The organism is Sphingobacterium allocomposti, assembly GCF_008124885.1.
In the GTDB taxonomy this organism is placed as follows: domain Bacteria; phylum Bacteroidota; class Bacteroidia; order Sphingobacteriales; family Sphingobacteriaceae; genus Sphingobacterium; species Sphingobacterium allocomposti.
The window spans coordinates 1-24224 of sequence record NZ_VNHX01000005.1; the positions used below are offsets into that span (position 1 = coordinate 1).

General features: G+C 46.5%; 18 protein-coding genes. 11 read left to right on the forward strand and 7 right to left on the reverse strand.

Annotation, left to right across the window (positions count from 1 at the left end; genetic code table 11):
- Window positions 1–219: 219 nt before the first annotated feature.
- Complete coding sequence (locus tag BC792_RS05095; protein ID WP_148907913.1) at window positions 220–3615, reverse strand: TonB-dependent receptor; 3396 nt, start codon at window positions 3613–3615, stop codon at window positions 220–222.
- 1711 nt (window positions 3616–5326) lie between these two features.
- Here BC792_RS05095 and BC792_RS05100 point away from each other — a divergent pair.
- The gene (locus tag BC792_RS05100) at window positions 5327–5968 is read left to right on the forward strand and encodes an MgtC/SapB family protein (protein WP_148907914.1); all 642 of its coding nucleotides are present in this window, start codon (window positions 5327–5329) and stop codon (window positions 5966–5968) included.
- 34 nt (window positions 5969–6002) lie between these two features.
- Here BC792_RS05100 and BC792_RS05105 read toward each other — a convergent pair whose 3' ends face one another.
- The gene (locus tag BC792_RS05105; RefSeq protein WP_148907915.1) at window positions 6003–8378 is read right to left on the reverse strand and encodes an endonuclease MutS2; all 2376 of its coding nucleotides are present in this window, start codon (window positions 8376–8378) and stop codon (window positions 6003–6005) included.
- A gap of 15 nt (window positions 8379–8393) precedes the next feature.
- The gene (locus BC792_RS05110) at window positions 8394–9083 is read right to left on the reverse strand and encodes a DUF4296 domain-containing protein (protein WP_170249961.1); all 690 of its coding nucleotides are present in this window, start codon (window positions 9081–9083) and stop codon (window positions 8394–8396) included.
- A 310-nt stretch (window positions 9084–9393) separates the two neighbouring features.
- Here BC792_RS05110 and BC792_RS05115 point away from each other — a divergent pair, with 310 nt between their 5' ends.
- From BC792_RS05115 to BC792_RS05145, 7 genes are all read left to right on the forward strand, one after another.
- On the forward strand, window positions 9394–10095 hold the full coding sequence (locus tag BC792_RS05115) for a YggS family pyridoxal phosphate-dependent enzyme (RefSeq protein ID WP_148907917.1): 702 nt from the start codon (window positions 9394–9396) through the stop codon (window positions 10093–10095).
- Window positions 10082–10534 (forward strand): GNAT family N-acetyltransferase, encoded by a 453-nt coding sequence (locus BC792_RS05120; protein ID WP_148907918.1) that lies wholly within the window; start codon window positions 10082–10084, stop codon window positions 10532–10534. The genes BC792_RS05115 and BC792_RS05120 overlap by 14 nt, the downstream gene beginning before the upstream one ends.
- Window positions 10534–11361: a DUF3298 and DUF4163 domain-containing protein gene (locus BC792_RS05125; RefSeq protein ID WP_148907919.1), complete on the forward strand. Its 828-nt coding sequence runs from the start codon at window positions 10534–10536 to the stop codon at window positions 11359–11361. The genes BC792_RS05120 and BC792_RS05125 overlap by 1 nt, the downstream gene beginning before the upstream one ends.
- Window positions 11362–11376: 15 nt before the next feature.
- Complete coding sequence (locus BC792_RS05130) at window positions 11377–12642, forward strand: aspartate kinase (protein ID WP_148907920.1); 1266 nt, start codon at window positions 11377–11379, stop codon at window positions 12640–12642.
- Between the two features lie 26 nt (window positions 12643–12668).
- A complete protein-coding gene (locus BC792_RS05135; RefSeq protein WP_148907921.1) occupies window positions 12669–13853 on the forward strand; it encodes a THUMP-like domain-containing protein in 1185 nt (394 codons plus the stop codon).
- Between the two features lie 144 nt (window positions 13854–13997).
- Entirely contained in the window at window positions 13998–14987 is a 990-nt protein-coding gene (locus tag BC792_RS05140; protein WP_148907922.1) for an LLM class flavin-dependent oxidoreductase, read from the forward strand.
- A gap of 8 nt (window positions 14988–14995) precedes the next feature.
- The gene (locus BC792_RS05145) at window positions 14996–15808 is read left to right on the forward strand and encodes an integrin alpha (RefSeq protein ID WP_148907923.1); all 813 of its coding nucleotides are present in this window, start codon (window positions 14996–14998) and stop codon (window positions 15806–15808) included.
- Between the two features lie 16 nt (window positions 15809–15824).
- Here BC792_RS05145 and BC792_RS05150 read toward each other — a convergent pair whose 3' ends face one another.
- The 3 genes from BC792_RS05150 to BC792_RS05160 form a co-directional block, all read right to left on the reverse strand.
- Window positions 15825–16925 carry an acyl-CoA dehydrogenase family protein gene (locus BC792_RS05150; protein ID WP_148907924.1) on the reverse strand — a complete coding sequence of 367 codons (1101 nt, stop codon included), beginning with the start codon at window positions 16923–16925 and terminating at the stop codon, window positions 15825–15827.
- A complete protein-coding gene (gene pnuC, locus BC792_RS05155; protein ID WP_211357477.1) occupies window positions 16880–17500 on the reverse strand; it encodes a nicotinamide riboside transporter PnuC in 621 nt (206 codons plus the stop codon). The genes BC792_RS05150 and pnuC overlap by 46 nt, the downstream gene beginning before the upstream one ends.
- Before the next feature lie 267 nt (window positions 17501–17767).
- Window positions 17768–19261 (reverse strand): malate:quinone oxidoreductase, encoded by a 1494-nt coding sequence (locus BC792_RS05160; protein ID WP_148907925.1) that lies wholly within the window; start codon window positions 19259–19261, stop codon window positions 17768–17770.
- A 1124-nt stretch (window positions 19262–20385) separates the two neighbouring features.
- Between BC792_RS05160 and fabG the strand changes: the two genes are divergently transcribed.
- Window positions 20386–21129 carry a 3-oxoacyl-[acyl-carrier-protein] reductase gene (fabG, locus tag BC792_RS05165; RefSeq protein ID WP_148907926.1) on the forward strand — a complete coding sequence of 248 codons (744 nt, stop codon included), beginning with the start codon at window positions 20386–20388 and terminating at the stop codon, window positions 21127–21129.
- A gap of 245 nt (window positions 21130–21374) precedes the next feature.
- The gene (locus BC792_RS05170; RefSeq protein ID WP_148907927.1) at window positions 21375–22349 is read left to right on the forward strand and encodes a LuxE/PaaK family acyltransferase; all 975 of its coding nucleotides are present in this window, start codon (window positions 21375–21377) and stop codon (window positions 22347–22349) included.
- A 9-nt stretch (window positions 22350–22358) separates the two neighbouring features.
- Here the strand turns inward: BC792_RS05170 and ypfJ are convergent, their stop codons facing one another.
- Window positions 22359–23222, reverse strand: a complete 864-nt coding sequence (gene ypfJ, locus BC792_RS05175; RefSeq protein WP_148907928.1) for a KPN_02809 family neutral zinc metallopeptidase — start codon at window positions 23220–23222, stop codon at window positions 22359–22361.
- Between the two features lie 385 nt (window positions 23223–23607).
- Between ypfJ and BC792_RS05180 the strand changes: the two genes are divergently transcribed.
- Window positions 23608–24189, forward strand: a complete 582-nt coding sequence (locus tag BC792_RS05180) for a PhnA domain-containing protein (RefSeq protein ID WP_148907929.1) — start codon at window positions 23608–23610, stop codon at window positions 24187–24189.
- Window positions 24190–24224: the final 35 nt, after the last annotated feature.

Below are 24224 nucleotides of genomic sequence, written 5' to 3' on the forward strand. Positions count from 1 at the left end.
ATGGTCGAAAAAACTCCTGAAACAACTTTCTCCGGACCAAACGACGAACCTAAATACAATAATCCGCTTATTTTATGACCAGTCATGGATAAATTGCCCATATCAACCGCTGGCGGCCTAGGCTAATCTCCTAAAACCATTACAGACCACAAGCCCATAATAAAACAAAGAAGGCGCCCTTTTTAGACGCCTTCTTTAATTTGGTGCACTAACTTAACATTAGAAAATATATCTTACACCAATCTGCATTCGCCATGTCGTCGATAATGAACTCACATTTTGGAAAGGTGTTACTGGTAATGCTCCATCTATAACATTCATGTTGAACGTCGGGATCCCCGTAGCGGGAGTAGTAGACGTGTTCAGAACAGGCTGCCCCTGACTGTTCGTCCCCGGTACGACATGATTTCCATACAACAATTGTCCATTGTTCAAACGGCTTGCAATACCCCAGTTTTTATTAAGAAGATTCCCAAAGTTTTCTAGGTCCAAGCTCAGCTGCAAAGTATGTCTGCGTGGCCCGATATTTTTGTAAATATCCTGCAATACACGTAAATCAAAACGGTTTAACCAAGGCATCAAGAAGCCGTTACGAGGCAAATATTTTCCTTGATATTTACTCAAGCCGTTTTCATTAACGAAAGCCTGTAGAGCCTCACGTTGCTCCGCAGCTGTGTAAGCTACGGTACCGTCGGCATTTGGCCGATCTACGAAGTTCAACGTTCCTAAATCTTTAGGTAAATAAATTAAATCATTATTTATACCGTCGCGGTTAATATCAGAATAATAAACGTAAGAGAACCTACCCTGATGCGCTCCGTTGTAAAAAACGCCGACGGTCGTAGCCAGCGAATTCGCATATTCAACACGGTAACTTAGGTTTGCCACTAATCGGTGTGGCGTGGCGAAAGCAGATGGATGTAAAATCTGATCGTTTGGCCCGTTTACGTTAGCCGATCCGCCCCATGCTGAGCTCGCACTCGATCCCGCATTAGCACTAACTTCGCGTGCATCTGAATAGGTATAGAATAAACTACCGCTAAATCCTTGATAGTTTGGAACGCTTACTCCCAGTGTTGCACTCACTGCGTGACCTTTTACATTCGTATTCGTCAAGACAGTCGCATTGTTCGCTCCAATCGCGCTATTATAACGCTGTACACCAGTAGGATAAAATATTCTGTTGTCTCCGTAATCGCCCGCTTCATCGGATGCCCCATAATCCAAGAATGTATTCGGTGTTGCTCTATTAGCACCAAACTGGAACACTGCATTGATATCCTTTGTGTACAAGAAATCTCCTGTCAACACCAGTGGAGTATTTGGAATCTGGTAATCCGCACCAATGCTAGTACGCCAAACCATCGGCATTCTGAAGTTGCGATCTACCAATGCAAACGAGCTAGGAGCACCGTCTCGTGGCTGTCGGATAAATACAGATTCTGCTCCGTTAGGAACATTATTAAGGTGATAGTAAGGATCTGGGTTGAAACGTATATTGCCAATCCAACCAGTAACATCATTGTAAGACCCTGGCTCAATTGTGTTCTGTAGTACTCCTGCATTGGTTGGCATATTGGTCAACCAAACGAAAGGTACACGTCCCGAGAAGAAACCTGTTCCTCCACGAAGTACCAATGAGCGGTCGCCAAACACGTCATAATTAATACCTAAACGTGGAGACACCAAGAGTCTGGATTTCGGCCAAAGACCAGAATCATAGTTCCTAGGCATGCCGTTAACATCCAGCAGACGCAATTCATTAATAGATGGATTCGGAGTCAGCTTATTCATGTAAATCGGCAACTCCGCACGTATACCATACGTAACTGTTAAGTTCTCTGTCGCCGACCAACGGTCCTGCGCATACAAAGACGCTAAACCGAAGTTGATACGCGCGTATGTATCCTGACCTTCGTAAGGATAGGTCAACCCGAACATAATCGGGGCTCTTTCATTTGGTCCACCAGTACTCAAGAAATCCTCTACCGATGCGTAACGGTAATAGGAGGTTCCCATACGGGTATAACTGTTACCGAAGTTTTGGATTTCAAAAGCCGCTCCAAAAGTGAAATTATGTTTATCAGCCTGTAAGTTCAAGTTGTTAATAAAAGAATAGTTATTATTAACGACGTCGTTGTTATACGAGAATAGTTCCGTACCAAAACTCATATAGTTGGAGTGAGGTGAACTATTGTTACTATGTGTTCCATCGCCGATATCGACAAACGGGAATAGCTGGCTATTTGGCGTTGTTCTGGTGTCTTGTATCCGTGTATAAGTAGCAAGGAACTGGTTGGATAACCTCGAACTGAAATTACTATTTAGTTCTGCAGTAAGAGACCTTACGACGTTTTTGACACCATAGTTACCATTTTCGAACGTGATGGAATTCTGACTAACACGATTTGTCTGGCTTCGAGGATAAGGTCCTGAGTTCCCGTTTGCGACTTGCATCGATTCGCCTATCACTTGGTTATAGCGAATAGCCAACTTGTGCATATCGTTGATGTTCCAGTCTAATCTAGCCAGGAATTTCGTACTAGATTCCTTAGCTTCGTTAGCATATCCCTCGTAACGACCTGGATCCCAACCCCACTGATTAATCAAGTGATTGCGTACAGCCTCAAGGTCAGCACGTGTGGTTCTAGCAATATTCTCTGCAGGAACAGCAACACCATTTTCGGACGGACGCCACAGATTCGATCCAGAGGCATTCCCTCCCGTAGCTTCTTCACGCTCCGCGTTCACAAAAAGGAATAACTTATCTTTTACGATGGGGCCGCCTAAACTGAAACCGTAGTTTCTCCTAGCCGCATCGACTTTCTCCAACGTTACGTCTTCGATCTTACGCCCTTGCAAATTCTGGTTTTGCAAGAAATAATAGGCCGTACCGGTTACCTTATTCGTACCCGATTTGGTGACAGCGTTAATACCTGCTCCCGTAAAACCGGATTGCGTTACATCAAATGGTGCGATATTAACAGAAATAGCTTCGATCGCGTCCAACGAAATAGGCTGTGAGTTTCCACCAGGTAGCGGATTGGAACTCAAACCGAAACCGTTGTTGAAGTTAGCACCATCGATTTGCAGGTTATTATAACGCGCATCACGTCCGGCAAATGAATTTCCATTAGCTTGTGGCGTCAAACGCATAAATTCCGTAACACTACGGCTGATCTGCGGCAGTTCCTGCAGCTGCTTTTGACCAACACTTGTAGAAGCTCCTGTTTTTTGTCCCCTATTTGCCCGTCCGGTGACAACCACATCCTCTAACGCAGTGGCGTTTTCGCCGAATACCGGATTCAGTACGAAAGGCTGCCCCAATTGGAGGTACAGATCGTCATAGACGACCGGATCCTGCCCTACGTAGGTGACTTCTACGCGGTAAGGGCCACCCACACGCATGTTTGCTAAATTAAAACGACCCGCTACATTCGCTGAACCTGAGTAAACTGTTCCGGAAGGTAAGTGGGTCGCTTTGATGGTTGCACCGGCTGTAGCATGTCCTGTCGATTGGGTGACGACCCCGGTCATACTACTTGTGGTAACCTGTGCCTGAATGGTCCCGTAGCTGGCGAGAACCAAGGCAAAGAAAAGTAGAGATTTTTTCATACTTAATTTTTGATGTCTTAAAATTAGTACTGCAAAGTTAGGAATCACGCTTGATATTCCTTAAACTTAACATAAACTTAATACACAGTAAAACAAATATTTAAGCCTTTTCAACGAATGTATACAAGAGGAGAGGCAGCTGTAGTTAACGACTCTAGTTTATTTTGCACGTTTTCATTTTAAAAGTTATAACAGATAATAGATTTCATTATCAAATTAACAAATTTTAACAGTTAGGGAATGTGGAAAACTTCTTTCGCCTCGAGATCCAATAGACAATTTGTCCGATACAGAGTTAACGCATTCTTTATTAAATACAGCCAATCGTTTATTTATTCCAACCATCGATGGCAGATGGCTAATGGCTGATGGCTAATGGCAGATGGCGAATGGCAGATAGCAGATGGCTAGTGGCGGATGGCTATAAATCGTGAAGTGGTTTTTGATAGCTACGAGCGTCATCTAACCATTCTAACCCATCTAACTACTCTAACTCCTAATAATAGCCGTAAAGGCGTTAATTTGTACAGTCGTAAAGCGAGAGGCTAATGGCTAATGGCTAATGGCTGATGGCTATTAGCCGTAAAGGTGTTAATTTGTAAAGTCGTAAAGCGAGAGGCTGATGGCTAATGGCGGATGGCTATTAGCCGTAAAGATGTTAATTTGTAAAGTCGTAAAGCGAGAGGCTGATGGCTAATGGCAGGTGGCATATAGCGGCTACCGTTCCAAACTCACTGCGTTCAGACAAGGAACGGTTTTTAACGGCTATTATGGCGGCCCGCTGACGCAGTCGAACCGATACCGGTCCTTTCCCTCCACACAGGGCTGCCTCGCTATAGGTAGCGGTAAAGTCGTTAAGCTGCTGATTCGTAAAGCTAATCCGTAATGTTAAAGTTGTTGATTTGTGAAGACGTGAGCTTATAAGCAACAATTGACCCTGTAGGGGTCATATATTCATAGAAAAATGTGACATCCATCAGACGACCCTGACGGGGTCGAATATATTCGCGATTGGGGGAGAATCGTGAAGTCGTTAATTTGTACAGTCGTAAAGCGAGAGGCTAATAGCGGATGGCTGATGGCTATTAGCCGTAAAGGTGTTAATTTGTAAAGTCGTAAAGCGAGAGGCTAATGGCAGATGGCTATTAGCCGTAAAGATGTTAATTTGTAAAGTCGTAAAGCGAGAGGCTAATGGCTAATGGCAGATGGCATATAGCGGCTACCGTTCCAAACTCACTGCGTTCAGACAAGGAACGGTTTTTAACGGCTATTATGGCGGCCCGCTGACGCAATCGAACCGATGCAGGTCCTTTCCCTCCACACAGGGCTGCCTCGCTATAGGTAGCGGTAAAGTCGTTAAGCTGCTGATTCGTAAAGCTAATCCGTAATGTTAAAGTTGTTGATTTGTGAAGGCGTAAGCTTATGAGCAACAATTAACCTTGTAGGGGTCATATATTCATAGAAAAATGTGACATCCATCAGACGACCCTGACGGGGTCGAATATATTCGCGATTGGCAGCTATAAGCCTACGATACTCAATACTCAATACTCAATACTCACTTCTAATATCTAATGTCTAACTTCTAATTTCTGACTTCTCACTTTATACAAAATGGATAACGGTCGAACGCAGTTTTTTAAACTTTCCTTCATAAAATCCGTTATATTTAGCAACATTATCCCGAACGGGACTAAAAATCAGAAATCATATGTTTGAGTGGCTAGAAGATACAAGATTGCAGAGCATATTGGTATCCATCGCATGCGGCGCCGTGGTAGGCTTTGAACGTGAATATAAAAATAAGTCGGCGGGCTTTCGCACCGTCATACTGATCTGCTTCGGTTCAACCGTCTTCACATTGCTTTCGAGGATGGGAAATGTCTCCGACGACCGTATCGCGGCAAATATCGTTACCGGCATCGGCTTTTTGGGAGCAGGCGTCATTTATCAGGGAAAATTTACAGTACAGGGCTTGACTACAGCGGCCGTCATCTGGGCCATGGCCGGCATAGGCATGATTATCGGCTTTGAGGAATACAGCTTCGGTTTGGTTCTTACCGCACTGATGGTGGTCATTCTATCTCTTTTTCAGAAAATGGAAAACCTCCTCGCCAATATTTATTTCATGCGGACCATCTACGTGACGTTCCAGGACATACAGGTGTCAAACTTAGGCGAATTTGAGAACTTCATGAAAGAACATCGCGTGTCGCTCATACGTAAAGGGCTCGAAAAAAAAGGACAGCACCTTACCGTTATTTATGAGATATCCGGAAAGAAAAAGGACATCCGCCTCGCGAATGACGCTATTATATCGCTCGAATATGTGTATGCATTTAACAACCTTTAAATGCATACCATAGGCCGGACGGCCAGATCCGGAACTATTGAATATAGGCGTAAGTTATGCCGTCTCCTCCCCTGTCCGCATGTTCATCCTCAAAATGAGACACGTGGTTATATTTACGGAGGTAGTCCCTTATAAATTTACGCAAGATACCGTCGCCCTTGCCATGTACTATTTTTAATGTCGGATAACCAATCATTACCGCTCTATCCAAAACGGTCTCGAGTTGGCGCAACGCATCGTCGGTACGCATTCCGCGGACGTCCACCTCGGGCTGAAACTCAGCTACCGACTCTGTCGACATCATTTTATTCTTACGTACAACTTTAGCGCGCTCTTTCCCCTTCAATTTCGTCACTTTCGTCCGCTTGACCACTGTGCGCAAATCCCCTAGAGCCAAGACGAGATTTGTCCCTTTAGACACTTCGATTACCTGCGCCTCCGTACCGGTGTCCAGTATCTTCACCCAGTCTCCCACCTCGAACACATCATCTGTCTGCGATGTCTCCACGGTCTTGGTCTGTGGCCTTTTTTCGACGTGCCGGTCGGTAGCACGGTGCAGTTCTTTGCGCAGCTCCTTGGTCTTATCCTTATCGGCCTGCGCCGACTTAATTTCTGCAATCGTGTTCTCCACCAAACGATTAGCATCTTTCAGAATCTGCCGAGCCTCCTCTTTAGCCTCCCGAAGAATCTGCTTCTTATTTTCTTCCAGATATTGCTGGAGCTGCTCGTATTCCGTCTTGAGGCTTTCCAGCTCCCGTTCCCTTTTCGAGATCGCTACTTTGGTATCGTGTATCAGCTTCTTGTCCCGCTCGAGGTCGACCAGTAAGGTGTCCACTTTTTTCTGTTCCATCCCGACCTTCTGCTTGGCTGCCTCCAGAATTTCCCTGCTTAGCCCAATTTTCTGGGCAATTTCATAAGCATAGGAGCTTCCGGGTTTACCAATCTGCAAGATATAAAGCGGACGCATTTCCACATTATCAAAAAGCATGGAGGCGTTTTCCACGCCGTCGGTATTGCTCGCGTACACCTTCAGATTCGAATAATGCGTCGTGATCACACCGCGCACCCCCTTTTTGTTCAGCGCTTCCAAAACCGCTTCCGCAATCGGTCCTCCGAACAATGGATCAGTTCCGGTACCAAACTCGTCTATCAGCACTAAGGTACGTGCGTTGGCAAATTCAGTAAAATGCTTCATTTTTGACAAATGTGCGCTATAAGTACTGAGATCGCTCTCGATAGATTGATCATCTCCGATGTCGGCGAATATCTGCTTAAAGACACCTAACCGCGAGGTCGGTTCGGCTGGAATAAGAAGACCGGCCTGCGTCATCAGCTGCAGCAGACCCACCGTCTTCATACAGACGGATTTACCACCGGCATTTGGGCCGGAAACCAAAATCACGCGGTCTTTCCCGTCAATCTTGATGTGCAGCGGCACCACAGAAGGATGACTGTCCTTTTTAGCATTGATCAATAACAGCGGGTGTCTTGCACCTACGAGATCGATCTCCGCTTCCTTGGAAAGCTCGGGCATCTCTGCTTCAATATCAATCGCAAACAGGGCTTTAGCACGAACAAAATCCAACTTACTGAGCAAACCGTGGTAAGCCATCAGCAACGGAACATGTGGGCGTAACACCGATGTTAGCTCGGTTAAAATACGGATAATCTCACGGCGCCGCTCAAATTCCAGATCTCTTACTTTATTGTTAAGGTGAAACACTTCTTCAGGCTCTATATAAGCCGTTTGTCCTGTAGAAGACTCATCATGAATCAACCCTTTGAGCTTGCGCTTATTCTCGGCCAAAATGGGAATACAGAGCCTTCCGTCACGGACCGTCAGGTTTCCATCTGCCGTCCATCCGTTTTGCTGCGCCGTTTTGAACACCTGATCAATGCGTTTCCGCGCTTCTTGCTCGCTTTTGAGAATCTGCTGCGTCAAGTCGAGCAACAGACGCGACGCGCTGTCCTTGATCTTCCCCCGTTCATCAATCACCGCCTCAATCCTTCTGATAATGTTCATTTCGATCGGTAAATGCTCGAACAGAAGTTCTAAATGGGCGTACTGCCCCTCTCGTTCCTTAAAATAGCGTATTACGGCATAAACCGTACGTAGCGATAGCAGGATCCGGTAAAATTCATCTTCACCAAGAAACGAGCCTTCGACACGGGCCTTTTCCGCCATTGGTTTGATGGGGTATAGATGATCGACGGGCAACGGCGCATCGTGTACCAGCAGGTCCTTAAATTCCTGCGTCTGACGCAAAAATCGGTCAATCTGGTCAAGCTTTACCTGAGGTTGGATCTTTTCTACCATCTCCTTCCCCGGCTCACTTAGACATTTCTCTTTGATAAGGTCCTTTATTTCGTTAAAACCTAATTTATCTATAGCGTTTTTCGGAAAAATCATATAAAATTCTACTTGTTAATGTTGGGCAGAAGGCTCCTTTTCCTCCACGGGGCTAACTTGTTCTTCCAACCTAAGTGGAGGCCGTGTAGGCTTTGGATGTTCATCTGCTGTTCGTGCTGCACTTCCTCCGGGCGGCGTAGCAGGCATAACCAACGGAGATGACGGGCCCGGTTGCGGGGACATCTTCGACGGATCATACACATTTAAATAAAGGCCCACCCGATCCATAAATTCAGTCCGATATAAGGTGGGTGTTAACGGAATGGTGTCTTTCTGCACCTGAAGTATAAGTTTATGTGCAGCGTCTTTCAGCTTGATGAAACGCTGTACGACACGGACGCTATCTGCAATCTTCGCATTACGGACCGAGTCGGCCACGCGGTACGCGTTGTCGTAGTCCATCAGCTTCTTATTAATGGTAACGTAGAGCTCTTTCGATAACACCGGATCGCCCAGGTAATAAGCTACATTCTGCTTAAACTGGGTCGAATCAACCTTAAATTTGCGGAACACTTCCGCATACAGACTTTCCACAACGCGTCGCGTACTGTCAAGAGGCAGCGTATTTAGATAGCCGTCGACCAAATGTACCTCCGTCATTAAATCGACCATGGTCCTTTTGGGGAGAATGCCTTCGGGAAGTGATTTTTTACAACCTTGGAACAAAAAAAACGACGATAATATAACGAGTAATAAGCGTTGCATTTTGTAAGTTTGTACAAATTTACGAAAACACATCTGAATAATCACGGATGGATGCACAACAAAAATCGGCTCCAGAAAAAAGTGGTATCTTTTTTGGCCGAGGCTTCGACAGAGCCTGTACTGAGCCTGCCGAAGTGCTCAGCCTGACAAGGTCACCTCGAGCAGTTGAAGAGGGTTTCGACAGCCTGTCAATGTCACCCTGAGCTTGTCGAGGGGTGGTTCGGGTAGTGCTTACCAGGACAACGTCACCCTGAGCCTGTCGAAGGGCGTCGTACATCCATCTCTGATTAAAGAAAGAAATCACACCGCAATGAGTATAGCAGCAAATATAGAATCCTTACAACTCGACTTAAAACCCATCGGCGTATGTCTGGTGGCGGTATCGAAAACGAAGTCTAACGAAGAAATTATGGAGGCCTATACGGCCGGACAACGTGTTTTTGGAGAGAATATGGTGCAGGAACTCGTCGACAAATATGAGGCTTTACCGAAAGATATAGAATGGCACCTGATCGGCCACCTTCAAACCAACAAAGTAAAATACGTCGCCCCTTTCGTGACCATGATCCAGTCGGTAGATTCTCTGAAGGTATTGAAGGAGATTGAGAAGCATGCCGCTAAGCATGGGCGCGTAATAGACTGCCTTCTGCAAGTACATATTGCCGATGAAGAAACAAAATTCGGACTGGATCACGCCGACCTCATCGAGCTATTGCGGAGTGAAGAGTTCGCCTCGTTGCAGCATGTACGCATACGCGGTCTCATGGGCATCGCAACAAATACAGATAATGAAAAAATTGTCAAAGAGGAATTTTACGAACTGAAGATGTTGTTTGATGGTATAAAAGCAAGTTTCTTTAATTCTGTCAGCTCTTTTGACACATTGTCGATGGGGATGTCGTCAGACTATCAATGGGCGATTGAAAAAGGCAGTACTATGGTACGGCTCGGCAGCACGATTTTTGGCAAAAGGGTTATCAAACATTTCAAGCTAAAAGATGGTGACAATTAGGCGTGCAGAACGTACAGATTGTGAAGCGATGATGTCCCTGATCAAGGAACTTGCTGCTTACGAAAAGGCGCCGGACGCCGTTACCGTAAGCATGGACGAGTTCGTCGAGAGCGGCTTTGGCAGCAACCCCGTTTGGGGTGCTTTCGTTGCAGAGCGCGACAATACAATTGTAGGACTAGCCCTTTATTACATACGTTATTCAACATGGAAGGGACGCCGGCTTTACCTCGAAGATCTCGTGGTCACAGAAAAGGAACGCGGCAACGGCATCGGTAAACAATTGTTGGATCGTACGATCGCTTGGGCGCGGGAAGCCAATTACAGCGGTATAATGTGGCAGGTGTTAAATTGGAACGAACCAGCCATCAATTTCTATAAAAAATACCAGGCCGAATTTGATGAGGAGTGGATAAACGTGTCTTTAAGCTTTCGCCAGTGATGAAAAGAAGTAATTTGTATAGCTTTTTAGTGGTACTGACTTCTACCTTATGGAGTTGTGTTACCGAGAACCGATCAACGCAGCAGCAGGCCGATCAGGGCCAGTCGTCTACGTCAGTAACCGATACGCTCGCCTACGAAATAACGTATTTCAAAGATTTTAGCCCCTACTTTTCCGGTACAGATACGCAGATAGATTCAACAATCTTTTCTGCCCGTTATCCTGTCTTCAAGCATGACGTAGACTCTCTGGTCAGAAAAGCTATCTTCGTTGACGGCGAGAGCGACGTGCGGCAGGTGGCGGAAAGCTTTATCGGGGGGTTTAATGAGTATGCCGAGGAACAGATCCAAAGCGGAAACCAACCGTCGCAGGTATGGTTTAGGCATCAGGATTGCCATGTCGTATTAAACATCCCCGGTTACTTAAGCCTGTGCAACAATATCGTGGAATATACCGGAGGAGCGCACGGCATAGAACTGATGCTGTGGTCTAATTTCGATATCAGCGAAAGAAAACAGCTGGCATTAGCCGACGTGGTACAGGATACCTCTGCCCTATTGTCCGTGGCCGAAAAGCATTTTAGGCAACAAGAACAACTTAGCGACACGGCATCATACGACGGCGCGTACTTCTTTGACAACAACGCCTTTTCCCTCGCAGAGAACTTTGGGCTGACAAAAGAAGGAATCCTCTTCCACTACAACCCCTACGAAATAAAGTCATATGCCGAAGGCCCTACAACCCTTATTATTCCCTTTGGGGAAATCGACAATATCCTGACAGAAAAAGGGAAGGACATAAAATCAAAAATATCAGCGAAGAAATAATCCTGTACAATCTACATGCAAGTATTTAAATTTGGTGGGGCATCTGTGAAAGATGCGGAAAGTGTAAAAAATGTCGCAGCAATAATTGCAGACTATAAAAAAGATGAGCTTCTTGTTGTGGTCTCCGCGATGGGGAAAACAACAGACCGGTTGATGGAGGTGACGACTCGTTATATCGAGCAGACGGGCGACGCATTCGAATCTTTAGAGCCGGTAAAGGCATTCCACCAAAGCATTTTGAACGATCTATTCGACAATACCGACCATCCTATATACAATGAGGTTGCTAACTGCTTTGTAGAAATTGAGTGGATTCTCGAAGAGGAACCACAGGATTCGTACGACTATCTTTTTGACCAGATAGTCTCCATGGGAGAGATTATTTCTTCTAAAATATTAGCAGCTTATGCAGCGGACTCCGGCATACCGGTGCGGTGGGTTGACGCGCGGGACTACATCTTCACAGACAACACATACCGCGAAGCTAACGTCGACTGGGCGAAAACAGAAGAGAAAATCGCGCGCGATTTACCGCCTATTCTGGCCAATCAGATCGTGGTTACCCAAGGCTTTATAGGTTCAACTTCCGAAAATTTCACCACTACACTGGGCCGCGAGGGCTCCGACTACTCAGCGGCTATTTTCGCTTCTTGCCTTCAGGCTGAAAACATAACCATCTGGAAAGATGTTCCCGGCGTACTCAACGCCGACCCCAAATGGTTCGACCGGACCGAACTGATTCCCGAACTATCTTATACAGACGCCATCGAGCTCACCTACTATGGAGCGACGGTCATCCATCCCAAGACGATTAAACCTTTACAAAACAAGAAGATAGCACTTAACGTACGCTCGTTTATCAATCCTGCGGCTCCCGGAACCCTTATCCGCACCACGAATAACGGGCTTCCTGTACCTTCTTTTATATTTAAAATAAATCAGGTATTTATTAATATACAGCCGTTGGACTTCTCGTTTATCGTTGAAGACAATTTAAGTCATATTTTCAATCTTTTTCATACACATCGCATCAAAATCAACATGATGCACAACAGTGCAATAAGCTTCTGTGTAAGCGTGGATGACACAGGAAAGAACGTGCTCGCCCTCGTGGAGGATTTGCAAAAGCGATACAAGCTAAGTGTAGAAAAAGGGCTAGAATTAATTACCATCCGTTATTTCAATCAGGAAACTATCGATCGGGTATTGGTTAATAAGGAAGTAATACGCGAACTGAAAGACAGCTACACCTGTCAATTGCTTGTAAAAAACGTCACGTAGTGTAACCCCGTTTTGATCACCCCGCAATGAATAAAGCAATTTTGTCGCCGGACGTACAGGCATTTATCTATGCCAATCGAGATAAGGATGTAGCCGCCATTGCGCTGGCGAAGAGCCCCTTTGACAATGTTCAGTCCCGGGAACTTGCCGCACAGGTAGATGGCTTGCAACGGATAAAAAAGAAGGTTGCGGAATGGCATAACGTGCCCGGGCTCTATTTTCCGGACAAATTGAACCTCGAGCAGGCTTCTTCCATGGCTACAGGCGGATTCAAAGCGTCGTTGATTAAACACGGAAGCCGCCTCATCGACCTCACCGGTGGCTTTGGCGTAGATAGCTTCTATTTTGCCCAACGTGCGCTAGAGGTTACTCATTGCGAAATAAATGAACATCTTTCGGCGATTGTGGCCCACAACTTTGATGTTCTCCGGCTGTTTAACATCACCTGTTTCTCTGGAGATGGCGTGCAGAAGATCCGGCAAAGCAGCCAGACATACGACTATATCTACATCGATCCTTCGAGGCGTGTGAACCAGAAGAAAGTCTTCCGGCTGGAGGACTGTGTTCCAGACATCATAGCCCTACAAGATCTTTTTTTCGAAAGGGCCACCTGTATCATTACGAAACTGGCGCCGCTTTTAGACATTCACCTCGCTTTAAAACAACTGGAACACGTCCGCGACGTCTATGTCGTGAGCGTAGACAACGACTGTAAGGAACTTCTCTTTATACAGCAGAAAGCATACGACGGAGAGACCACCATCCATGCTGTGCGTTTGCAGCCGGACGGTCCACAAGACCTCTCGTTTACCAATACAGAGGAGAAAGAACACGAAGTCCCTCTGAGTCCTCCCCGGACCTTTCTTTACGATCCGGACGTGGCAATCAACAAAGCGGGTGCCTTTAAAACGGTCGGTATCCGATACGGACTCCACAAGCTAGGCCTCCATACACATCTTTATACCAGTGACGAACTCGTCCCGTCCTTCCCGGGAAAGTGTTTTAAAATTGTCGCAGTTCATCCGTTACGGGCCTTGAAAAAAGAGATGCTCCTGAAAAAAGCAAATGTCGTCAGTAAAAATTTTCCCCTTCGCGTGGATGATCTCCGTAAAAAGTTCGGCATCCGGGACGGCGGAGATGACTTTTTATATTTCTGTACGCTTCACGACGGCGAGCATGTCGCCATACACGGTATCCGCCAGATTTCGTAAATGAAGCTTCCCTTCGGGCGTTGCTTCTTCAGTCAGATCCCCGGCTGTCCGGCGATCGTCTACGTATTGTCAAGCTTTTTATCGTGTGGCGACGATTTACACTAGGATTACAATCGTGCGCCAACTACACCGTAATTTTAGGTTATGAATACATTTAAACTCTCGGCCCTTGACCTGGCCACTGTACGTAAAGGACAATCCGTCCAAGATGCCATTGATCGAACCGTCGAAGCGGCACAATATATAGAAGACTTGGGCTACGAACGCATTTGGTTGGCTGAACACCACAATATGGAGCATATTGCCAGTTCTGCTACCGCCGTGTTGATCGGCCATGTGGCGGGTAAAACAACGCGAATCCGCGTCGGATCCGGCGGCGTCATGTTACCCAACCACTCCCCTCTTGTTGTGGCGGAACAGTTCGGTACGCTTGAAACGCTATATCCGGGACGTATAGACCTCGGGCTGGGACGTGCACCCGGAACCGACCAGATAACGGCAATGGCACTACGCCGGAATAACCTTAACACATCATTTTATTTTAGAGACGATATTTTGGCCTTACAGCGTTACTTCGAAAACGACGACCCGACGGAGAAAGTGCGCGCCTTCCCCGGCGAAGGACTGGATATCCCGATATACATTTTAGGTTCCAGCACCGACTCTGCCCATCTCGCTGCGGAACTTGGGCTCCCTTATGCTTTTGCGGCACACTTTGCTCCGGCCATGTTTACCCAGGCCGCAGCCATATATAAAGAAAAATTTAAACCTTCAAAATATCTGGACAAACCTTATTTTATCGCCTGCGTGAATATTGTCGCGGGAGAAAGCACAGCGGAGGCTAAATTTCTGTCGACAAGCCTATTTAATATATTTGCCGGCATCATCACCAATCACCGGCGACCGCTTTCCCCTCCGACCGAGAAAGTTATCTATGACGGCATACCTGAAATCGAAAGAGCAGTTTACGGAATGACAGCCTGTACGTTTATAGGCGACAAAGAAACAATCGCCGGCGAAGTCTCCTCATTCGTAAAATCTTATAAAATAGACGAAATAATGACAACAAATTATATCTTTGACCCAGGAAAAAGACTTGCCTCCTTCAAAATCATCAAAGAGGCACTGAACTAATTAATCAAATGAAGTACCTGGCCATCATCTTTCTATGTATAGCGGCGTCTTGTCAGCACATCGGTTCGAGCGCTCATAAGCTGGTCGCACAAACTGAATACGATACGGCTGACGGGCCCTCCGCTAAACAGCCTGCTACTTCGGACAGTCTTCAACACGCAGAACTTCTATATACCGAAGGGCACAGTCTTCTCGCCGGCGCTTACCGCATGTGGGAGGCCAAAGACAATCCGGGACTTATCCTGAAAAAAGGATGGCTACAACTATTCCGCGACGGACACGAAGGATTCAAGATTGATGATGCACAGTATTCAATTGCTAATGGTTATGATACCTGTGCCGGGATTGAAACGCGAGTGGTCACATCAAAACGGGAGACCCTTGCCTTTTTTAATATCCCTGGAATACACAAAGGAACGATTCCCTGTGTTCAGTTAGAGCAGCAACAAATATGGCCGCAAAAGAGGGTAGTGTTTGAGTTTATGGGCCACACCTATACGTTGCGTGGCGAAGGAGAAATTACCGCCACCGATACTTACACAGACAACGGAGATGCACAGGTCTTTCACCACGTGTCCGGCTATCGGCTGGTCCTAACTGACCGCCAGCAAAAACAATACACATTAGCAGCCGAGGATAGCTTTAACGACACCTTTATACGTATTGTTTTCGTCGGCGACCTTGACGGCGACCGAAAGCCGGATTTCATTCTATCGGCTCCGCGCGATTACGAAGAAGAGCGCATACTGATCGTATTATCCAGTAAGATGGACAACGAGACGCTCGAAGTATACGAGTGCCACCGGCAGTTCGACTGCTGAGGCATATCCATACTTATCAGGTGTTTAGTAACGCATGCTGGGAAGCTGTAAAGATATGGCGGAATACTATATTTAGTTCATTGTCCCTTTGGGCTCCCGCTATCCCGGCAAAAGGAAATAGCTCTACCGTATCCATCTTAATAGCGCGCACCAGTGTTCTGGTCAACATGGCTACCTCCGTAAGTAACGCCTCTTCGGGCGCTTCGGTGCCCCAGGTCTGTTCCATCAGCGAATAAAGCCGCTGATGTTTCTGCTCGAAAGTCGTGCGTTTAGCGTCAACAAGCCGAAAAAGCTCCTTTCCCCTTTCTTTTGCCCAGATCGGGTCGGCAGACTTCAAAAACAGGAGGCGTTCGAAAAGATCGAGAAATCGTCTGAACATGCCGATGTAGTTCACAGCCAATGTGCACTCGGCAAACGTCATAAAAGGATAGCGGTACAATAGATCGCCGTGTGTCCGGTTGTCCGGCTGTAAATCAAAGGCATGATTTTCCGGAACGTATATATCCGAGAGCGAGAAACTATGACTCGCGGTACATTCCAATCCGAACGTATCCCAATCGTAATGGATGAGTACTTGATCGCGACCAACAAAAAAAGAACGGTATACGGGCTCACCATCCGTATCTACGACCGGCATCCCTTCCTCATAGAGCCAGGCGTTCAACGTGAAGTGAGTCAAATGAGGTGCGCCGGTAGCATACTTCCAGGTCCCATTAAGCACAAAGCCGTCGCCGACCCTCTCCGCGCGTCCGGAAGGCTTTCCGCTACCTCCCCAACAAACCTTTTCGTCTGCAAAAACCAGAGAAGCAACAACAGGATCAATATATCCCGCAAACATATTGGCGCCTGCGCAAAGCGTAACCGTCCAGCCGAATCCACCGTCCACATAAGCGAGTTCCTCCAGCAACCTACATCCGCCCGACAGATCATAGCCGAGTCCGCCGTAGTCCTTAGGCACCCATAAATTAAACCAATTCCGTCTGTACACGAGGTCCAGCAGTACTGGCGTTAACCGTTTCTGTTCAATGGCCCGTGGGACTTCATCCCGGATCAATGCTTGGAGCTGATTGTCTAACATGGCATCGTTGTATGCTGTGCCGCCATCATCTTCTTCCATTTCAGGTATCCGGAAATGGCAACCACAAAAAGGAAGATCGTCAAGGCGGCAAATAGGTACAGTTCTTTATAAATCAATAGCGGTATGGCGATTAAATTACTGACGTTTAACAAGATCCAGTTTTCAATTTTACGCTTCGCCAAAAGCCACATACCCGCCCAGGCCGTGCTCGATACGATAGCGTCCAGCATTGGCACGTCGGAATCGGTAAACGAAGTTAATAGGAAAAATAGCACAAGGTATCCCCCAATGGCAATCGCCCCGACAATTTTCCAGTCACGGCTATCGCACCGCGTTATGGGCGCCTCTCGGAGCTCGACGTTCCTGTATTTCCAGTACCATAGGCCATAGAAGCTCATGATCAGGTAATAGATATTTAGCAGGATCTCGGCATAGAGCCGGGCAGCGTATAGCACGGATATCGTCAGGATGATCGACAGAATTCCAAAAAAGTAGTTTGAGATTTTATTCTTCCTGGACAGAAGAACCTGTATTATACCAAAAACGACGGCAGCTCTTTCCAGCCAGGAGGTCTCCTGAAACGCAGACCAGATCTTATCAATGATTTCTGTCAAATCTCTTGTTTGTTATAGATAAAACGGATCACGCAGCAAACTTCCGCCCGCTTTTTACGCGGAATAAGCCCATTCATCAGAAAACTTCTCCGGACAACCTGTTGCCTATCAGTTGCACTTCTGGGAACGGAATACATGCAGACAAATATAACCCTTCAGATGCGCCGCCCATCCCTGTCAGAGAGGGTACGAAAGTACCTTCGCAGCTGTCGTTTCATCCTTACACCATGTTTTTATAAGGCGAACTGCGGATGTATGAAGCGGCACTTATGCCAGTTGCAATGCTTCCTGCGAACGACGACGCACCTCGTTACAAAGCTCAGGATCATTATTTAAGCTTTTGCCCCATGACGGAATGATCTGACGCAGCTTCTTCCGGTATTCTTCAGACTTGGCACGCTCAGGGAAGCATCTCTTTAGCAGATTAACCATAATCGCTACCGATGTCGATGCACCTGGAGAAGCGCCTAACAATGCCGCTATAGATCCGTCAGCGCTAGATACCACTTCCGTACCAAATTCCAGTACGCCGCCATGTTTAGGATCCTTCTTTATCACCTGCACCCGCTGCCCCGCGATCTCAATTTCCCAGTCTTCCATCTTCGCTGTCGGCATAAACTGCTTTAAAGCGTCTAACTTGTCGGCGGGGCTTTTCATCACCTCCGTGATGAGATATTTTGTGAGATCTAAATTGTCTAGACCAGCAGAAATCATCGGACGGATATTCGACAATTTTATGGAAGCCGGCAAGTCAAAATAAGATCCTTTCTTTAAAAATTTAGTAGAGAATCCTGCGTACGGCCCGAAAAGCAAGGCCTGTTCGCCGTCGATGTACCGCGTATCCAGGTGAGGCACAGACATCGGCGGAGCACCTACAGATGCTTTTCCGTACACCTTCGCGTGATGCTGCTTAATGATGTCATCATTTTTGCAGCGCAACCACTGTCCACCAACCGGAAATCCGCCGTATCCTTTGGCTTCAGGGATGCCGGATTTTTCCAGCAATAACAGGGAACGTCCACCTGCGCCGATGAATACGAATCTGGCTTTGATCTTGCGTCGCTGCCCGGATTTTAAATCTTTCACTTCAACTTCCCAACGGCCGTCATCTTCGCGGTCGATGTCACGCACCTCCTGATTCAACGAAAGTTCAACATTGTCTTTCGCTTGCAGATGCTGAATTAAATCACGCGTCAGGGCACCAAAGTTAACATCGGTTCCAATTTCCATCCGCGTGGCAGCCATTACCTCGTCGTCTGCACGCCCATCCATCATCAACGGAATCCACTCTTTCAACACAGACTTATCTTCCGTGTACACCATTCCTTTGAAAAGATTTTCCTTTTCCATGGCTTCAAAACGTGTGCGCAGGAACTTGACGTCCTTCTCGCCGAAAACGGCGCTCATATGCGGTACCTGACGAATAAATTCCTTGGGATTTTTTAGAATATCTTTCTCAACCAAATAGGTCCAAAACTGCTTCGAAATCTCAAATTGTTCCGCGATATTGATAGCCTTGTCAATCTTCACGCTTCCATCCGGCCGCTCAGGCGTATAGTTTAATTCACATAAGGCAGAGTGTCCGGTTCCGGCATTGTTCCAGGCATCCGAGCTCTCGGCAGCCACCACATCTAACCGTTCTATGATTTCAATATTGATATCAGGACTTAACTCATTGATTAATGTGCCCAATGTTGCGCTCATGATACCCGCTCCAATCAGTACAACATCGACTTCAGATTTTGTAGTTTTTTTCCCCATGATTTTTAAATTCCGTACAAAATTAACATTCGAAACGATTTAAGTCGAATGAAAATGTCAAAATTCTTTCAAATATTAGATATGAGATATTAGATGGGAGATATTAGATGTGAGATATTAGATGGGAGATATTGGATGTGAGTATTGAGTATTGAGTACAGTAGGCTTATAATCTGCCATTAGCCATCCGCCATTAGCCATCCGCCATTAGCTATCTGCCATTAGCTTTCCTCAACGACTCCACAAATCAACGACTTTACATTTTAGAAGTTAGAAGTCAGAAATTAGGAGTTAGGAGTTAGGAGTGAGAATAGTTAGGTGGGTTAGAATGGTTAGATGACGGTCGTTGCTATCAAAAACGACGGACTTTTTATTCGACCCCGTCAGGGTCGTGTCATTGGGTACATGGTTTTCTATTGAAATATGACCTCTACGAGGTCAATTGTTGTGCTTAGCCCCACGGCTTTACATCTTCACAAATCAACGACTTTACGGCTTATAGCCATCTGCCATTAGCCATCTGCCATCTGCCATTAGCCATGTGCCATTAGCCATCTGCCATCTGCCATCAGCCATCTGCCATTAGCCATCCGCCATTAGCCACTCACTTCACGACTTTACAAATCAACGACTTTACGCTTATAGCCATCCGCCATTAGCTTTCCTCAACGACTCCACAAATCAACGACTTTACATTTTAGAAGTTAGAAGTCAGAAATTAGGAGTTAGGAGTTAGGAGTGAGAATAGTTAGGTGGGTTAGAATGGTTAGATGACGGTCGTTGCTATCAAAAACGACGGACTTTTTATTCGACCCCGTCAGGGGCGTGTCATTGGGTACATGGTTTTCTATTGAAATATGACCTCTACGAGGTCAATTGTTGTGTTTAGCCCCACGGCTTTACATCTTCACAAATCAACGACTTTACGGCTTATAGCCATCTGCCATTAGCTATCTGCCATTAGCCACTCACTTCACGACTTTACAAATTAACACCTTTACGCTTATAGCCATCTGCCATTAGCTATCTGCCATCTGCCATCAGCCAGTATTAGAAAAAATTAGGTTATATTATAGATATTTAACATTTTTGTGGGATTATTTAAAAAGGAACTACTAGATAAAATGAAATTATTAGAAGGCAAAACGGCTCTGGTGACGGGCGCATCAAAAGGCATCGGCAGAAAAATCGCAGAGGTCTTTGCTCAACATGGAGCAAACGTTGCATTTACTTATTTATCGTCCGTAGAAAAAGGACAAGCACTGGAAGAAGAATTACAGGCATTCGGCACCAAGGTAAAAGGCTTCCGATCTGACGCATCACAATTCGATCAAGCTGAACAGCTTATTAACGACATCGTCGCCGCGTTCGGCACAATCGATATCGTCGTTAACAATGCCGGCATTACCAAAGACGGTCTCTTAATGCGGATGACGGAAGAAAACTGGGACGACGTCATTAACATTAATTTAAAATCAATTTTCAACGTAACGAAAGCGGCATCCAAAGTCATGATGAAAAACCGCAAGGGCTCCTTTATTAACATGAGCTCCGTCGTTGGAATACAGGGAAACACAGGACAGGCCAACTACGCCGCATCTAAAGCCGGCATTATAGGATTCTCTAAATCGGTCGCGCGCGAGCTAGGATCGCGCAATATCCGCACAAATGTGGTTGCTCCCGGATTTATCCGTACCGAAATGACCGACGTCCTGGATCCGAAGGTAGTGGCCGGCTGGGAAGCAAACATCCCGCTAAAACGCGCCGGCGAAACGGAAGATGTAGCCAACGCATGTCTTTTCTTAGCATCCGATTTATCAGCATACATCAACGGGCAAGTTATCCCGGTAGATGGTGGTATGCTGTAAGCATTTTTATTATTATAGCCCGTTGTGCATTTACCGTGTCATCCTGGGCTTCGACGGGCCTGTACTGAACCTGCCGAAGTGCGCAGCCTGACATTGTCGAAGGATAGACATCACTTTACGCACAACGGGTTTATTATAAAAAAAGTAAAAAGTAAAAAAGTGAAAATTAAAAAAGATTCTATGCTCTAACTGTTCACTTCTCGATACTCACATCTCACTACTAACTTTACCTAAGTTTGTACGACATGCAGAAACAAGTTTTTACTATCGGCAATCAAGAGGAATTTAATCGTTGCTGTCTCGAAGCCTTCCGGTTTCAATACCAGCATAATGCGGTATACAGGCAGTACGTCGACTGTCTTGGGAAGCAGGTATCCGCCATAAAAGACGTAGACGATATTCCTTTCCTTCCGATTGAGTTTTTCAAAACGCAACGCATATATGCGTCGGACAGGGTTCCTCAGATAACATTCAGCAGTTCGGGCACGACCGGCATGGCCACGAGTAAGCACTACGTTGCAGACCTTGGGTGGTACGAGCAGAGCTTTCGCCGCTGTTTCGAACTATTCTATGGCAAGGCGGAAGATATGGCCATCCTCGCGCTTCTCCCCTCTTATCTGGAGCGTGCCGGATCTTCTTTAATATATATGGTCGACGACCTTATCAGACAAAGTACACACCCTGCTTCTGGATATTTTCTGTACGATCACGACGAGCTATATGCCGCCCTGATCCAGCTAAAAAATACGGGCACCAAAACCTTGTTGATTGGTGTTACTTATGCGCTGCTTGATTTCTGCGAACGCTATCGGGCCGACTTTCCCGACCTCATCGTTATGGAAACCGGAGGTATGAAAGGCAGACGTAAAGAAATGATACGTGAGGAGCTGCATCAGATATTATGTAGCGGATTTGGTGTCGGGACCATACATTCCGAATACGGGATGACGGAACTGCTGTCGCAGGCATACTCATTCGGAAACGGACTTTTCCGGTTCCCGCCCTGGATGAAAATATTAATACGCGATACAAACGATCCATTGAGCCTTGTCGCTTACGGCAGATCAGGGGCGATCAATGTCATTGATCTGGCGAATCTTTACTCGTGCCCGTTCATTGCGACGCAGGATCTAGGCAAGCTCCATGCCGATGGTTCATTTGAAGTATTGGGACGATTTGACAATAGCGATATCCGCGGCTGCAACCTATTGGTACAATAAACCTGCTTTTTATTGTAGGCTCGGGTCACTGAACGTGTCTCCTGCACGGATGTCGCCGGTATCGTATCCCTTTTTAAACCAGTACGCTCTTTGCTCCGACGTGCCATGGGTGAAAGACTCGGGGCTGGAGTGCCCATATGCCTGCTCCTGCAGGTGGTCGTCCCCTACGGCCGCTGCAGCCCTCATTCCGTCGACAATATCTTCATATGTCAGTTCTATGTTGCTGTAGTTTTTGACGTGGTGCGCCCAGACGCCGGCATAAAAGTCTGCCTGAAGCTCCGTCATAACCGAAATCTTGTTATACTCCCGTTCGCTCACCTTGCCACGCATCGCATTGGTTTTTTCCAGCACACCAAACACATGCTGAAGGTGGTGCCCCACTTCGTGCGCAATTACATAGGCTAAAGCAAACTCACCCTTCGCGCCATACTTTTCCGAAAGTTCTTTGTTAAAACCCAAATCAAGATAAATCGCCCGATCGCCCGGACAGTAAAATGGTCCAAACTGTGACTGCCCGTAACCACACCCTCCCGTTTGGGTACCCTCCCGATATATCACCATCTTCGGTTCGGGATAGGTCTGTCCTTCGGCCTTAAAAAGTCCTGTCCAGACGTCGTTGGTGCTAACCAACACGACGTCCGCAAAGCTAAGCAGCCGATCTTCCTCCGGCGATGATTCGTACGACTCAGGTGCTGCCGATGATGAGCTCCCCTGCTGCATCTGGCTAAGTATCTGCGACGGATCTCCACCCATCATCAGACCAACGATCAGGACGATGACGCCGCCGATTCCGCCCAGCGTCAGTTTCTGCCCCCCGCTCATCCCACGCCTATCTTCGATATTGCCGCCACGGCGGCCGCCTTGCCATTTCATAGTTCTGTCAATTAGTTACTCAATATTACAAATTAGTATTGAGATTTGAGTAGTGAGTAGTGAGATTTGAGATATTAGATTTGAGATATTAGATGTGGGTAGTGGAGACGCAAGATCTTGCGCCTCCACAGCCTCTCCACAGCTGCCATCTGCTATTAGCTATCTGCTATATGCCATTAGCCATCTGCTATTAGCCTCTCACTTTACTACTTTACAAATTAACACCTTTACAGCTTATAGCCATCTGCTATATGCCATTAGCCTCTCGCTTTACGACTTTACAAATTAACACCTTTACAGCTTATAGCCATCTGCTATATGCCATTTGCTATCTGCCATTAGCCATTAGCCATTTAATTTTCGTATTTTCGCCGCAAAACAGATTATGACAACAATAGAGAGCCTGCTAATAGAGCGAAGCCACAACACCTGTGAGCTATGTAAAACAGCCCAAAATCTGTCGGTGTACGCCGTTCCTCCAACGGAGCAGCAGACTGCTGACAACAGTATTTTAGCCTGCAAAACCTGCATCGACCAAATCGAAAAGCAGGAACAGCTTGATGCAGCACACTGGACAACACTCTCGGAAACGATGTGGTCAGACCATGCGGCGGTACAGGTGGTCGCCTGGCGCATGTTAAGCAGGCTACGCCAGGAGAGCTGGGCAGCCGACAACCTCGACATGCTCTATCTGGATGATGACGTGCTGGAATGGGCTAAGAAAACGGGCGATCATGAACAGGATGCTACCGTTCAGTTTCACCAGGATAGCAACGGTACACGTCTGTATGACGGAGACACGGTCGTTCTGATTAAAACGCTGGACGTAAAAGGATCGTCTGTCACGGCCAAGTTGGGAACCGTGGTCAAGAACATCCGGCTTGTGCAGGACAACGTAGCACAGGTCGAAGGTAAAATAGAAGGACAGACGATCGTTATCCTAACCAAATACCTACGTAAAGGATAAACATCAGTATCATATACCGGTTGTCGTCATGTTTG

Coding starts and splice junctions, on each gene's coding strand:
- BC792_RS05095 (WP_148907913.1), bottom strand. CDS start 3,615: ATGAAAAAATCTCTACTTTTCTTTGCCTTGGTTCTCGCCAGCTACGGG.
- BC792_RS05100 (WP_148907914.1), top strand. CDS start 5,327: ATGTTTGAGTGGCTAGAAGATACAAGATTGCAGAGCATATTGGTATCC.
- BC792_RS05105 (WP_148907915.1), bottom strand. CDS start 8,378: ATGATTTTTCCGAAAAACGCTATAGATAAATTAGGTTTTAACGAAATA.
- BC792_RS05110 (WP_170249961.1), bottom strand. CDS start 9,083: ATGCAACGCTTATTACTCGTTATATTATCGTCGTTTTTTTTGTTCCAA.
- BC792_RS05115 (WP_148907917.1), top strand. CDS start 9,394: ATGAGTATAGCAGCAAATATAGAATCCTTACAACTCGACTTAAAACCC.
- BC792_RS05120 (WP_148907918.1), top strand. CDS start 10,082: ATGGTGACAATTAGGCGTGCAGAACGTACAGATTGTGAAGCGATGATG.
- BC792_RS05125 (WP_148907919.1), top strand. CDS start 10,534: ATGAAAAGAAGTAATTTGTATAGCTTTTTAGTGGTACTGACTTCTACC.
- BC792_RS05130 (WP_148907920.1), top strand. CDS start 11,377: ATGCAAGTATTTAAATTTGGTGGGGCATCTGTGAAAGATGCGGAAAGT.
- BC792_RS05135 (WP_148907921.1), top strand. CDS start 12,669: ATGAATAAAGCAATTTTGTCGCCGGACGTACAGGCATTTATCTATGCC.
- BC792_RS05140 (WP_148907922.1), top strand. CDS start 13,998: ATGAATACATTTAAACTCTCGGCCCTTGACCTGGCCACTGTACGTAAA.
- BC792_RS05145 (WP_148907923.1), top strand. CDS start 14,996: ATGAAGTACCTGGCCATCATCTTTCTATGTATAGCGGCGTCTTGTCAG.
- BC792_RS05150 (WP_148907924.1), bottom strand. CDS start 16,925: ATGGAAGAAGATGATGGCGGCACAGCATACAACGATGCCATGTTAGAC.
- BC792_RS05160 (WP_148907925.1), bottom strand. CDS start 19,261: ATGGGGAAAAAAACTACAAAATCTGAAGTCGATGTTGTACTGATTGGA.
- fabG (WP_148907926.1), top strand. CDS start 20,386: ATGAAATTATTAGAAGGCAAAACGGCTCTGGTGACGGGCGCATCAAAA.
- BC792_RS05170 (WP_148907927.1), top strand. CDS start 21,375: ATGCAGAAACAAGTTTTTACTATCGGCAATCAAGAGGAATTTAATCGT.
- ypfJ (WP_148907928.1), bottom strand. CDS start 23,222: ATGAAATGGCAAGGCGGCCGCCGTGGCGGCAATATCGAAGATAGGCGT.
- BC792_RS05180 (WP_148907929.1), top strand. CDS start 23,608: ATGACAACAATAGAGAGCCTGCTAATAGAGCGAAGCCACAACACCTGT.